The 12,028-nt window shown below is 59.0% G+C and carries 14 protein-coding genes; 11 read left to right on the top strand and 3 right to left on the bottom strand.

What is annotated here, in order from left to right:
- Positions 1–3: 3 nt before the first annotated feature.
- A complete protein-coding gene (locus FHS21_RS08995; RefSeq protein WP_112524704.1) occupies positions 4–333 on the bottom strand; it encodes an ArsR/SmtB family transcription factor in 330 nt (109 codons plus the stop codon).
- Between the two features lie 46 nt (positions 334–379).
- Here FHS21_RS08995 and FHS21_RS08990 point away from each other — a divergent pair, with 46 nt between their 5' ends.
- The 4 genes from FHS21_RS08990 to FHS21_RS08975 are packed head-to-tail and all read left to right on the top strand — an operon-like array spanning position 380 to position 2,928.
- Positions 380–916 (top strand): DUF6428 family protein, encoded by a 537-nt coding sequence (locus FHS21_RS08990; protein ID WP_112524702.1) that lies wholly within the window; start codon positions 380–382, stop codon positions 914–916.
- Positions 917–947: 31 nt separating this feature from the next.
- Positions 948–1,304 (top strand): ArsR/SmtB family transcription factor, encoded by a 357-nt coding sequence (locus tag FHS21_RS08985; RefSeq protein WP_112524699.1) that lies wholly within the window; start codon positions 948–950, stop codon positions 1,302–1,304.
- Positions 1,297–2,229 (top strand): arsenic resistance N-acetyltransferase ArsN2, encoded by a 933-nt coding sequence (arsN2, locus tag FHS21_RS31485; RefSeq protein ID WP_112524696.1) that lies wholly within the window; start codon positions 1,297–1,299, stop codon positions 2,227–2,229. The genes FHS21_RS08985 and arsN2 overlap by 8 nt, the downstream gene beginning before the upstream one ends.
- Before the next feature lie 9 nt (positions 2,230–2,238).
- Positions 2,239–2,928, top strand: a complete 690-nt coding sequence (locus FHS21_RS08975; protein ID WP_112524693.1) for an aquaporin — start codon at positions 2,239–2,241, stop codon at positions 2,926–2,928.
- Between the two features lie 130 nt (positions 2,929–3,058).
- Here the strand turns inward: FHS21_RS08975 and FHS21_RS08970 are convergent, their stop codons facing one another.
- Both FHS21_RS08970 and FHS21_RS08965 read right to left on the bottom strand, forming a co-directional pair.
- A complete protein-coding gene (locus FHS21_RS08970) occupies positions 3,059–3,316 on the bottom strand; it encodes a hypothetical protein (protein ID WP_112524690.1) in 258 nt (85 codons plus the stop codon).
- A gap of 85 nt (positions 3,317–3,401) precedes the next feature.
- Complete coding sequence (locus FHS21_RS08965; RefSeq protein WP_112524687.1) at positions 3,402–4,154, bottom strand: DUF899 domain-containing protein; 753 nt, start codon at positions 4,152–4,154, stop codon at positions 3,402–3,404.
- 345 nt (positions 4,155–4,499) lie between these two features.
- Between FHS21_RS08965 and FHS21_RS08960 the strand changes: the two genes are divergently transcribed.
- The 7 genes from FHS21_RS08960 (at position 4,500) to FHS21_RS08930 (ending at position 11,993) form a co-directional block, all read left to right on the top strand.
- On the top strand, positions 4,500–5,720 hold the full coding sequence (locus FHS21_RS08960; RefSeq protein ID WP_112524684.1) for a helix-turn-helix domain-containing protein: 1,221 nt from the start codon (positions 4,500–4,502) through the stop codon (positions 5,718–5,720).
- Positions 5,721–5,756: 36 nt separating this feature from the next.
- Positions 5,757–6,395 (top strand): Vgb family protein, encoded by a 639-nt coding sequence (locus FHS21_RS08955; RefSeq protein ID WP_112524681.1) that lies wholly within the window; start codon positions 5,757–5,759, stop codon positions 6,393–6,395.
- Positions 6,396–6,864: 469 nt separating this feature from the next.
- Entirely contained in the window at positions 6,865–7,998 is a 1,134-nt protein-coding gene (locus tag FHS21_RS08950) for a transporter substrate-binding domain-containing protein (RefSeq protein WP_183661707.1), read from the top strand.
- Positions 7,995–8,576 (top strand): ANTAR domain-containing response regulator, encoded by a 582-nt coding sequence (locus FHS21_RS08945; protein WP_183661704.1) that lies wholly within the window; start codon positions 7,995–7,997, stop codon positions 8,574–8,576. The genes FHS21_RS08950 and FHS21_RS08945 overlap by 4 nt, the downstream gene beginning before the upstream one ends.
- Entirely contained in the window at positions 8,576–9,424 is an 849-nt protein-coding gene (locus FHS21_RS08940; RefSeq protein ID WP_112524671.1) for an ABC transporter permease, read from the top strand. The genes FHS21_RS08945 and FHS21_RS08940 overlap by 1 nt, the downstream gene beginning before the upstream one ends.
- Position 9,425: 1 nt before the next feature.
- Positions 9,426–10,346 carry an ABC transporter permease gene (locus tag FHS21_RS08935; RefSeq protein WP_112524668.1) on the top strand — a complete coding sequence of 307 codons (921 nt, stop codon included), beginning with the start codon at positions 9,426–9,428 and terminating at the stop codon, positions 10,344–10,346.
- A gap of 27 nt (positions 10,347–10,373) precedes the next feature.
- Positions 10,374–11,993: an ABC transporter substrate-binding protein gene (locus tag FHS21_RS08930; RefSeq protein ID WP_183661702.1), complete on the top strand. Its 1,620-nt coding sequence runs from the start codon at positions 10,374–10,376 to the stop codon at positions 11,991–11,993.
- The last annotated feature ends 35 nt before the right edge of the window (positions 11,994–12,028 follow it).

Below are 12,028 nucleotides of genomic sequence, written 5' to 3'. Positions count from 1 at the left end.
GCCCTACGCCTCGCAGACTGCAGAACAAGTACCGACAGCAGGATCGCAGCGTCCTTGGCAGCAGTCCTTCATCAGAAACTCGATTAAGCCGGAAAGGGCGGGATAAACGGCGCTGTAGATTATCGAACGCGACTCTCGACGTGACTGGATCAGTCCGGCCCGTTCGAGATGGCTGAGGTGGAAAGATATTTTTGACGAAGACGCTCCCATTGCATCGCCAACCGCACCAGCGGGCATTCCGTCGGGTCCGGCCATGACGAGTAGGCGGACAATGCGAAGCCGGGTTTCCTGTGAAAGTGACGCAAATGCATCAAGGGCTTGCAATTCGTTCATTGTTATCTCAATATCTCAATAGATGTTGAAATGAGGATAACGCAACATGGACACGATGACCAGCCCAGTTCTCACTGAATTTTACGGCGACGGATCACTTGCCGGGATTCTTGCCGCGTTGGAACCGCACGCCGATAAACCGCTCATCATCGAATATGGCGGACGCACGATCCAATCGGGCTATCACGTCACGGAGGTTAAGGCGGGGGCCTTCATCACGCTCGACTGCGGCGGCAATCCCGATCAATGGCATGAAACGATTTTGCAGATTGAAGACATTCCCTCGCAGGATGGCCGCGATTTCATGAAGGTTGAAAAATTTCACAAGATCCTCGCGCAAGTTGCGAACCGGATCGAACTTGACGCCGACGCCCGCCTAACCTTTGAGGTGGGAAAACTCGAAATGCCCATGCAAGTCTTTGATGTCGGCACGCTGACGATCGAGTCTGATCGCATTGTCCTTGCCCTTGCTGCACGTCCCGCTATCTGTAAGCCGAGACATCGGGCTGTAAAAGGCGCGGCAGCGGCACCGTGTTGTGGTACCCCGGCAAGCAATTCGGGATGTTGTTCCAAGGCATCTTGACGATCCAGGTAATATCGGTATATCCCGATATATGGAAAAAGATAAAACCATTGCAGCCTTTTCGGCTATCGCGCAGCCAACACGTATGGATGCCTATAAGCTCATCGTCATGCACGAGCCAAATGGTATCGCGGCGGGAGAGGTGTCGCGCATCCTCGATGTTCCGCAAAATACCATGTCAACCCATCTCGCGATCCTCTCTCGGGCGGGCTTGATCTCGTCCGAGCGGCAAAGCCGTTCCATCATCTATCATGCCAACTTCGAAAACCTGCGTGCAGCCATCAACTATCTTTTGAAGGATTGCTGCGCGGGCCATCCCGACATTTGTGCACCAGTGCTTGCCGACATCGTCCCGTGCTGCCCGCCCAAGGAGAATCTCAATGCATGATCGCGTCTACAATGTTCTCTTTCTCTGCACTGGAAACTCGGCGCGCTCGATCCTGGCAGAATCGATCTTGAACACGGAGGGCAAGGGACGCTTTCGCGCATACTCTGCGGGGAGCCAGCCGAAGGGAGAGGTCAATCCATTCGCTCTGAAGGTCCTCGATGCTCTCGGTTATTCAGCTGAAGGTTTCCGTTCCAAGAGCTGGGACGAATTTGCGGAACCGGGAGCGCCGGAGATGGACTTCATTTTTACGGTCTGCGACAGCGCGGCGGGAGAGGCGTGTCCGATTTGGCCAGGCCATCCCATGACCGCTCATTGGGGTATCGAAGACCCTGCCGCCGTCGAAGGCATCGACATCGAAAAGGAGAGAGCCTTCTCGCTGGCAGCCCGCTACATGAAGAACAGGATCATGGCATTCCTCAACCTGAAGCACGATTCCGTCGATCGGCTGTGGCTGACAACAAAGCTGCAAGCCATCGGCCGCCGTGAGGGGCTGGAAGCGGAAGAAATTAATCCAATCGACACGGACTTCGAGACGGCCCTTCAAGCAGCATCGTTGCCGACCGACGATCTTGCCGAATCCAAAGGCAAGTTCTTTCGCTTTGCCGATCGTCAGGGCCATCATGTCGGATATGGCGGTATCGAATTCTACGGAAAGGATGCGCTCCTGCGCTCGATTACAGTGCCGCCCGAGGCGCAAAAGCATGGACATGGAAGTGCCATCACACGTTTGTTGCTCCGGTATGCTGACATCCAGGGAGCGGAAACGGGCTATCTACTGACGACCAATGCCGCACCATTCCGAGGCAAACTCGGCTTCCATCCGGTCGACCGAAGCGCTGTGCCCGCCGCAATTTTGGCATCGCCGCAGGCATCCAGGCTTTGCCCCGCGACAGCGTTTGTCCTGACGCGATCAGTTTCCATCTGAGGAAGAGCCATGCCCGTGGTACCAGACCTAGCCCGCCGCCTCGCGGCAGAAGCACTCGGCACGGCAATCCTTGTTGCCACGGTCGTCGGTTCGGGAATCATGGCCGACCGACTGACCAACGATGTGGCGCTTTCACTGCTCGGAAACACCATCCCCACTGGCGCTATCCTTGTCGTCCTAATCACTATTCTGGGGCCTGTCTCGGGCGCACACTTCAATCCCGCGGTCACGATGGTCTTCGCGCTGCGAAGGGATATCGAGCCTATTGCCGCGCTCTTCTATATCGCCATGCAGATACTGGGGGGTATTGTCGGATCGTTCATGGCGCATGCCATGTTTGAGCTTCCAATTATCGAGGTTTCAAGGACCGTTCGCACCGGTAGCGGGCAATGGATCGCAGAAGTCGTCGCCGCCTTTGGCCTGATATTCACCATCCTTGCTGGCCTTCGATTTCGGCCGGATGCAATCGGTTGGCTAGTTGGACTGTACATCACGGCCGCCTACTGGTTCACCGCCTCAACTTCGTTCGCCAATCCAGCCGTCGCTATTGCACGGTCCCTCTCGGACACCTTCGCGGGTATCCGTCCGCTTGATCTACCCGGCTTTATCATTGCGGAGCTGGTCGGTGCATTGCTTGCAATGGCAATAGCCAATTGGATGCTGGCGACCGAACCACTTAGCCAATCAAAAGGACAATGACCTGAACGTCACTATTTACGGTCCGGATGATGTGTCGACCGATCGAGATTGTCCGCCCGGCGCTCTCAGCCTGACCAGTCTCATTGTCTTTCTCGATGTGTGGAGTGTTAAAATTGGGCGGTGCGCTGACCTATCGGACCTGCCGGCCGGAGAGCACTCTTAGCCAGGGTGCCAGGTGGAAGGCGCTCATCAGGAGATACATCGCCGCCATGCCAGTGAGTGGCGAGGAGCCCATGCATAGCATGGCCGCATCGCCAGCCTGAAGACAGGAGAGCAGTGCCATCACGGCGAAGGTGGGTGCGGCAGCGAGGCATAGCCAGTCGGCGATGCTGAGGGTGGGGGTGTTTTCGGAGGGCATGCTGCCCGGTCGAGAATGGATATCGCTCATGGTCTTAATCCCCTGATGGTTACGCCAGCCAGGACTGGTTCCTCGCCCCTAGGGAGTGGGGAGAGGAACCCAAGCTGGATAGCCGTTACTGCTCACCCTTATCCCTGAACGCCGCCTCGCCGGCGGCCGACACTTCTTCCCATGTCTTGTCGGCTCCGGCGTCGTAATTGTCGTGCCAGTTCCACCAGGAGTAGAGCGGGGTCTGCGGATAGCCTTCAGGCGAGTCCTCCCAGATTTCCTGGCGGCCAAGCGGCGTCGCGTCGAGATAGCTCCAGACGGTGCCCATCGCCTCGTCGCCCCGGCTGTTGATGAAATAGGTGCGGAAGATGCGGTCGCCATCACGGATGAACACGTTGTGGCCGTGCCATTCGTCGACGCCGAAGTCTTTGTCGAAACTGTCCGTGATGGTGTACCACGGCATCTCCCAGCCCATCCGCTGCTTCAGCCGCGTAATGTCAGCCTGCGGGGCGCGCGAGGCGTAGGCAAGCGTGGTATTGCGGGCGTTGAGATGGGCGAGGTGACCGACCTGATCGGCGCCGAGCGAACAGCCGCGGCAGGCATGCTCGGGCCAGCCGAACACGCCGGGCTCGAAGAAGGCGCGGTAGACGATCAGCTGGCGGCGGCCTTCGAACAAATCGAGCAGGCTCGCCTTGCCATTCGGCCCCTCGAACACATAGGCCTTGTCGACTTCCATCCACGGCATGCGCCGACGCTCGGCGGCCAGCGCATCCTTGGCGCGCAGCGTTGCCTTCTCCTTCACCAACATCTGTTCGCGCGCGGCTTCCCAATTCTGCCTTGAAACGATCGGCGGGGTCTTCATTGCGGTGTGCTCGATCATTGGTCGTCTCCTTTGCCAGTCTGTTGTTGCTTACTATGAGTTAGAATAGGGCGGTGAAACGCAGGGGTGGGAGTTACAAGTGTGACGGGATTTGAAGGACCCGGCCCGCCGCAGCAGGGATGGCGGATCCGCTCAGCTTGCTCGGCGGTGTCGCTCGTCGCATGGAGAGGCAGATCGTTGGAGTCAGGCATGTCAGTTATCCCTTGTGAGATGCTCAGGGCTTGCCAATGCGGATATTGTCGTCAACGATGGCCACAGCGTCGACACCCCTTGCTGGTTGACGGCCATGACTTACGTTATGGCGGGCAGTGCTGGGGTGGGAGTAACAAGTGTGACGGGATTTGAATGGACTCGCTGATCACCGCGGCGGCACTGGCACTGGCCGCGGGCGATCCGCTCGGCGCGCTCGATCGCGTCGCCTTGCGCGAAGACCCGCCGGCGCTGGCGCTGCGCGGCATTGCGATGGCGCAGCTCGGCGACCTCGATCGTGCCAAGACGCTGCTGCGGCGGGCCGCGCGTGGCTTCGGCCCGAAGGAGGCGGTAGCGCGTGCCAGATGCGTCGTCGCCGAAGCGGAGATCGCGCTAGTCTCGCGTGACCTTGGCTGGCCCGCCAAGATTTTGGACGCGGCGCGGGCGACGCTGGAAAAGCATGGCGACCGGCTGAACGCCGCGCATGCCGGCCACCTCAAGGTGCGACGCCTGCTGCTGATCGGCCGTCTGGACGAGGCCGAAGATGTGCTGGCCGGGCTCGACCCGATGCCGCTTCCGCCGGCTTCGAGAGCCGCGCACGAGCTCGCCGTCGCCGGCATCGCTATGCGGCGCCTCAGGACGAAGCCGGCGCGCAGGGCGTTGGAGTGGGCAAGCCACGCTGCCCGCCGCGCCGGCATTCGGGGCCTTATCGCGGAGGTCGACAGCGCGTTCCTGGCGCTGGACACACCGGCGGCGCGGCTGATCGCGGGTGGTGAGCAGCGCCCCTTGCTGCTCGAGGAGGTCGAGGCGCTGCAGACGTCGCCGGCGCTGGTGGTCGACAGCTTCCGCTATGTCATCCGCAAGCAACAAGCAATCGTCTCGCTGGCAACGCGCCCGGTGCTGTTTGCATTGGCACGCACGCTGGCCGAAGCGTGGCCGGGCGATGTGTCGAGGGCGAGGCTGATCGCCGAAGCCTTCGGCGGCAGGCACGCCGATGAATCGCACCGGGCGCGGCTCAGGGTCGAGATCGGCCGGCTGCGCGCCGAGCTTCGGGGGTTGGCCGATATCGGCGCGACCAGCCAAGGCTTCGCGCTGGCGCCGCGCGAGGCAGGCGACGTGGTGGTGCTGGCGCGGCCGATCGAGGAGCGGCACGCGGCGGTGCTGGCCTTTCTCGCCGATGGAGAATCCTGGGCGAGTTCGGCGCTGGCGCTGGCGCTTGGCACCGGCCAGCGCAGCGTGCAACGGGCTCTGGTGCAGCTTAGCGAGGCCGGCAAGGTGCAGTTTTTCGGGCACGGACGGGCGCGCCGCTGGATGACGCCGCCGCTGGTGGGATTCACGACCACCTTGTTACTCCCGGCACCGCTGCCGAACGGTTAGTAACGGACATCAGACCATCTCAGTGAGGATAGAGACATGAAACAGTCAACAGCCGAAATCCTGCGCGAATACGGACCCTTTCCGTATGTGGAGAGGGTGCATGGGGTGAGCTTTGATGGCAACAACGTCTGGTTTGCCTCGGGTGAGAAGCTGAACGCCTTCGATCCGGAAAACGGGCAGGTGCAGCGCTCGATCGATGTCGCGGCGCATGCCGGCACCGCCTATGACGGCCAGCATTTCTTCCAGCTTGCCAACGATCGCATCCACAAGATCGACCCCGACACCGGGCGGGTTCTGGCGACCATCCCGGCACCCGGCGGCGGTGGTGATTCCGGACTAACCTGGGCCGAAGGGACGCTCTGGGTGGGGCAATACCGCGAGCGCAAGATCCACCAGATCAACCCGGAGACCGGGGCAATCCTGCGCACCATCGAATCCGACCGTTTCGTCACCGGGGTGACATGGTGCGACGGCGAGTTGTGGCACGCCACCTGGGAAGGCGAGCAGAGCGATCTGCGCCGCGTCGATCCGCAATCGGGCAAGGTTCTCGAGAAGCTTGATATGCCGGCCGGCATGGGCGTGTCGGGGCTGGAATCCGATGGCGGCGACCGCCTCTATTGCGGTAGCACATCGGCCGGGGTGGTGCGGGCGGTCCGACGGCCGCGCCGCGGCTGACTTTGGGTTCGACGCACCATATCGGTCGCGATCGGCGAATTCGGCCGCCGGGCCGCAATCAAAACTCCTAATGTGAATCCAGAAAAGCGAGCGGCAGCGCATTTATCTCCGCAGGGCGCTCTATAGGGGCTAGATGCGCCGCGCCTGTGACTACTTTAGCGTCGCGTTCGGAATGCGATCTGCGATCAGTTGCGACGCCGTGATGGGCGTCGTCTTGTCGTCACTGCCGACAATGACGGAAGTGGGACATGTCATCGAGGGAAGGAAAGCAGCACCAAATATCAAGCTGCTAATCGGCTGGCACATTCCCACTTGACAAGAATTGCTTGCCCGTATTTTAATCGTGCCTGCAGATTGTGCATAGCTTCTGCAATCACATGACTTTCGATGGTCGACGGGCAGTTTCGCCCCATGACGCCCCGTCTTAGATGGGAGCAAGCGTCGTGGGGTTTTTCGTATTGGCAGGTTAATGGACGCTGTAAAAATCGGCATTCTTTATTCGACTACGGGACCCTATGGCGCGATGGGGCGTGAATCCCGCGACGGCGCCGAATTTGCGATCGAAGAGTTGGGCGCTGCGCATGGCGATTTGATCCAGCCAATTTTCATCGATCCGCATGGCATAATCCCGGAATATCTCGAAGGCGCGCGTTCAATGCTGCGCGATTCCGGTTGCCGCCACATCGTTGGAACGATCACGTCTCTGGCGCGCAAGGAAGTCATTCCGCTTGTCGAAAAACATGATGGTCTGCTTTGGTATATGTGCCCCTATGAGGGCTTCGAAGCCAATGAGAACGTCATCTATACCGGCGCTTGTCCCAATCAGCATCTAATTCCCCTGTTCGAGTATCTCCTTCCCCGCTATGGCAAGCGGCCTTACCTCGTCGGCGCCAATTATGTCTGGGGTTGGGAGATGAATAGGCTCTCGCGTGAACTGATCAACGAGTCGGGCGGTGAGATTCTTGGCGAGCGCTATTTGCCGTTCGAAGAAACGGCGGTTGAACGCATCGTCAATGACATCGAACAGCGCAGGCCAAGTTTCGTCCTCAGCAATCTTATTGGTCCGGCAAGCTATGCTTTCCTGCAAGCTTTCAAGCAGCTTGGAGATCGCGACCCGGCCTTCAAGCCCGAGAACTGCCCCGTTGTCAGTTGCGATCTGACGGAATGCGAACTCGGCGACGTCGGTCGCGGCGTTGCTACGGGACAATTGTCGGCAGCTTCGTACTTCGACAGCCTTAATTCACCCGAAAATCTGGCGTTCAAGGCACGCCTCGCAAAGCGCTTCGGGACGGAGCGGCGCATTTCCAATTTCTTCGCCAGCGCTTATTCGGCTGTAAAAATGTGCGGCGAAGCCATTCTGGCCTCCGGAACGGACGAGCCACAAATCGTTCGCCGCAGATTGTCGGGAGCGCCCCTGTCGACGGTGCATGGCGATATTCGCATCGACGCCGAAACCAATCATGCAGCGTTGCCATTTCATCTTGGCCGCATCACCACGGACAATGGGTTTGATATCATCGCATCACGGCCTGCAATCGCGGCTGACCCCTATCTGACCGGACGCCGTAGGCGCTCGGCACCAAAATTGCGGATCGTATCATGAAGGAGACGCCGAACTTCACCGGTTGGCGGGTTACCGTCCTGCATCGCTCCGACGCCACGACGGAGCGGCTGACGCGGCAGTTGAAGCTCTTGGGTTTCCACGTGACAATCCAATGGATACCTCTCGATGCCGACGAACTGCCAGACGTAATTCTGGTTGATGCGGATCAGGGATGGAACGACCTTCTCCCTTGGAGCGGAGCCAGCGCACCCCGGCCAGTTGTCGCACTTCTCGGATCGGAAGCGCCGGGCCGCATCGCCTGGCTCATGGAACACGGCTCTTGCACGATCATATCCAAGCCGATCACCGCGTCGGCCATCTATCCTGCACTGGTTATGGCAATGAGCGTCCACAAGGAGCGTGAAGCGGTTCGCAACAGACTGCTGCACCTCGAAGAGCGTATTCGCCTCCGCCCATTGGTTCATGCCGCGGTACAGAAAATCATGGCGGCGCGCCAGATCGACGAAGAGCATGCGTACAGCATCCTGCGCAGCTGCGCGATGCAGAGGCGAGTCCCTATGGAACAGGTTGCAGCCTCGATTATCGGCGGTGCAGAACCCCTGCCGGAGGCCGGTTGATGCGGGTGCTGAAGGCCATGTTGCGCCAACCTGCGGCGCTTTTCGGGCTCATCGTCGTTGTGGCTGTCATGGCGATGGCGATCGCGGCACCGCTCATTGCTCCCTATAGCCCGGACAACCAGATGTTCGACGGGCTGACGCTTGAGGGTGCTCCGATGCCCCCAAGCGAACAGTTTCTGCTTGGAACGGATACGTTGGGGCGCGATCTGTTTTCGCGACTGCTTTTCGGTGCGCGCACATCATTGGTCATCGGTCTGGTTGCGAACGGAATTGCCGTGGCGATCGGATTGTTCATCGGCATCCTCTCCGGATATCTGCGTGGCATCGTTGGCAACCTGCTGATGCGCTTCACCGATCTCATGATGGCGTTTCCGGCCCTTTTGCTTGCAATCGTGCTTGCCGCCCTGCTTCGACCCAGCCTGTGGATCGTTGCGATGGTTATCGCGCTGGTGAACTGGGTGCAGGTGGCGCGCATCGTCTATACGGAGACACGAGGCCTGGTCGAACGGGATTTCATACTCGCGGAACGTTCGCTCGGTGCTGGACATTTTCGTATTCTGTTCATGCACATTCTCCCGCATCTGATGCCGACAGCAATTGTCTGGGGAACACTCGGCATAGCGACAACGGTGCTTCTGGAAGCGACGTTGTCATTTCTTGGCATCGGGGTGCAGCCGCCGCAGCCGTCCTGGGGCAATATCATCTTCGAAAGCCAAAGCTATTTCCAGGCGGCGCCATGGCTCGTGTTCTTTCCTGGCGCAATCATCCTTTTGACGGCGCTGTCGTTCAATCTCGTCGGTGATGCGTTGCGCGACATTCTCGATCCGACGCAGCGGGGGCGTGGCTGATATGGCACTCCTTGTCCTGCGCCGCCTCGTGCAAACCGCTCTGATCTTGCTTGGTGTGGCGGCAATCACCTTCCTGCTGCTTTATGCCCTGCCAGCTGACCCGGCACGCATGATTGCAGGCCGCAGTGCGACGGCGCAGACGGTTGCCAATATCCGCCGCGAACTTGGTCTCGACCAACCACTCCTTGTTCAGTTCTGGGCCTATCTGCAGGGTATCGTACATGGCGATCTTGGCCGGTCCTATGCGCAGAAGACAGATGTAGGCTCGTTGATAGCAGCCCGTATCCCAGCCACACTTGTTTTGATGGCGGCGGGAATTCTGGTCGAAGTCTTGCTCGGTCTGACGTTTGGCATCATTGCAGCACTGCGCCGTGGCGGAGCTGTCGACAGGGTTGTCATGATGGCGTCGTTTGTTGGTGTTTCCGCTCCCCAATTCGTTGTTGCCCTGCTTCTTCTTTATGTTTTCGCAGTGACACTTGGCTGGTTCCCGATGAGCGGTTTCGGCACGCCAGCGCATGTGGTTTTGCCGGCGGCGACGCTCGGTATTCTTGGTGCGGGATGGTACGCCCGCATGGTGCGCTCGGCTATGATCGACGTTCTCAATCAGGATTACGTCAGGACCGCGAGGGCCAAGGGTCTATCGTCCGCGCGGATTATCCTGCGGCACGCCCTTCCCAACGCCATGCTGCCCATCATTGCGATGATCGGAATCGATATCGGCCAATTCATGGGTGGCGTCGTCGTCGTCGAGGCGGTTTACGGTTGGCCCGGTATCGGCCAACTCGCCTGGCAGGCGATCCAGCAGGTCGACATCCCGATCATCATGGGTGTGACACTCGTTTCGGCGCTCGCTATCGTTCTCGGCAATCTCGTGGCAGACATTATTGCACCGCTCATCGATCCGCGCATTCGTGCACGCTGAATTCCAACAACCAAAAAGGGGAACAAAATGTTCAAAAGCTGGCTTAGAAACACAACAATTGCGACGGTACTGGCACTCACGCCACTGCCTTCGTTTGCACAGGATACGCCGCAACAAGGCGGCGATATCATCGTTACCTACAAGGATGACATCGCCACCCTTGATCCAGCGATCGGTTACGACTGGGTCAACTGGTCGATGATCAAGAGCCTTTATTCCCGGCTGATGGATTATGAACCAGGGACGGCCAATCTGATTCCATCGCTCGCCGAGACGTTCGGGGTTTCGGATGATGGCCTCACTTACACGTTCAAGCTTCGCAAGGGTGTGAAGTTTACAAACGGCCGCGAAGTCGTGGCCTCCGACGTAAAATATTCAATCGAGCGGGCTGTAAATCCAAAGACTCAAGGACCCGGCGCTGGTTTCTTCGGGTCGATCAAGGGGTATGAAGACGTCACAGGTGGCAAGACGACCACATTGGAAGGTATTGCGGCGCCGGACGACTCGACTGTCATCTTCCACCTGTCCCGTCCTGACGCGACCTTCCTCCACGTCCTTGCAATCAATTTTGCTTCCGTTGTTCCGAACGAAGCAGTCGAGGCAGCGGGCGGCGACTTTGGCAAGAAGCCGGTCGGTTCTGGTACCTTTGTCCTTAAGGATTGGACAATTGGTCAGCACCTCGTCTTTGAACGCAATCCGGATTATTTCGTCAAGGACATGCCGTACATCGACAAGTTTACGGTCGAAGTGGGTCAAGAGCCGCTTGTGGCACTGCTACGGCTGCAGAAGGGCGAAGTCGATATCGCCGGCGATGGCATACCCCCGGCAAAGTTTCTCGAGATCAAGAACTCTGCCGATGGTCCGAAGATGATCGTCGATGGCGAACAACTTCAAACCGGATACATTACGTTGAACACGAAGGTGAAGCCCCTCGACAATCTGAAGGTTCGCCAAGCGCTCAACATGGCAATCAATAAGGATCGCATCACGCGTATCCTGAACGGCCGTGCGACGGCGGCGAACCAGCCGCTTCCGCCACTAATGCCGGGCTATGACAAGAGCTTTACCGGCTATGCCTATGATGTTGAAAAGGCCAAAGCGCTCCTGGCGGAGGCAGGGTTCCCAACCGGTTTCGAAACCGTGCTCTATTCCACCAACACAGATCCACAGCCGCGTATAGCGCAGGCGATTCAGCAAGATTTGGCGGCTGTCGGCGTGAAGGCGGAAGTTCGCGCGCTGGCGCAAGCGAACGTTATCGCTGCAGGCGGGACCGAGGGTGAAGCACCCATGATCTGGTCTGGCGGCATGGCCTGGATCGCAGACTTTCCGGACCCGTCGAATTTCTACGGACCAATCCTCGGCTGCTCCGGCGCTGTAGCCGGTGGCTGGAATTGGTCTTGGTATTGCAATCAGGATATCGACAAGCGGGCGGTTGCTGCGGATTCGATGTCTGATCCGGCTAAGGTGGCCGAACGCTCAGCCACATGGGGCAAGATATTCACAGACATCATGGCCGATGCTCCATGGATTCCGCTTATCAACGAGCGCCGCGTCGTTGCCAAGTCGCTACGCATGGGCGGTGCCGACAATATCTATATCGATCCAACCCGCGTCATCAACTACGACGCCATCTACGTGAAGCAGTAATCGCCTTCGTGAGATCCCCGGGGCGTAAAAAGTCC

It is taken from the genome of Phyllobacterium trifolii (assembly GCF_014192095.1).
Taxonomy (GTDB): Bacteria; Pseudomonadota; Alphaproteobacteria; order Rhizobiales; family Rhizobiaceae; genus Phyllobacterium; species Phyllobacterium trifolii.
The sequence above is the reverse complement of the archived record's forward strand: the minus strand, read 5'-3'. Positions and strand labels throughout refer to the sequence as shown.

Bases quoted from the DNA above. Each gene is read 5' to 3' on its own strand.
- FHS21_RS08995 (WP_112524704.1), bottom strand. From the start codon at position 333: ATGAACGAATTGCAAGCCCTTGATGCATTTGCGTCACTTTCACAGGAA.
- FHS21_RS08990 (WP_112524702.1), top strand. From the start codon at position 380: ATGGACACGATGACCAGCCCAGTTCTCACTGAATTTTACGGCGACGGA.
- FHS21_RS08985 (WP_112524699.1), top strand. From the start codon at position 948: ATGGAAAAAGATAAAACCATTGCAGCCTTTTCGGCTATCGCGCAGCCA.
- arsN2 (WP_112524696.1), top strand. From the start codon at position 1,297: ATGCATGATCGCGTCTACAATGTTCTCTTTCTCTGCACTGGAAACTCG.
- FHS21_RS08975 (WP_112524693.1), top strand. From the start codon at position 2,239: ATGCCCGTGGTACCAGACCTAGCCCGCCGCCTCGCGGCAGAAGCACTC.
- FHS21_RS08970 (WP_112524690.1), bottom strand. From the start codon at position 3,316: ATGAGCGATATCCATTCTCGACCGGGCAGCATGCCCTCCGAAAACACC.
- FHS21_RS08965 (WP_112524687.1), bottom strand. From the start codon at position 4,154: ATGATCGAGCACACCGCAATGAAGACCCCGCCGATCGTTTCAAGGCAG.
- FHS21_RS08960 (WP_112524684.1), top strand. From the start codon at position 4,500: ATGGACTCGCTGATCACCGCGGCGGCACTGGCACTGGCCGCGGGCGAT.
- FHS21_RS08955 (WP_112524681.1), top strand. From the start codon at position 5,757: ATGAAACAGTCAACAGCCGAAATCCTGCGCGAATACGGACCCTTTCCG.
- FHS21_RS08950 (WP_183661707.1), top strand. From the start codon at position 6,865: ATGGACGCTGTAAAAATCGGCATTCTTTATTCGACTACGGGACCCTAT.
- FHS21_RS08945 (WP_183661704.1), top strand. From the start codon at position 7,995: ATGAAGGAGACGCCGAACTTCACCGGTTGGCGGGTTACCGTCCTGCAT.
- FHS21_RS08940 (WP_112524671.1), top strand. From the start codon at position 8,576: ATGCGGGTGCTGAAGGCCATGTTGCGCCAACCTGCGGCGCTTTTCGGG.
- FHS21_RS08935 (WP_112524668.1), top strand. From the start codon at position 9,426: ATGGCACTCCTTGTCCTGCGCCGCCTCGTGCAAACCGCTCTGATCTTG.
- FHS21_RS08930 (WP_183661702.1), top strand. From the start codon at position 10,374: ATGTTCAAAAGCTGGCTTAGAAACACAACAATTGCGACGGTACTGGCA.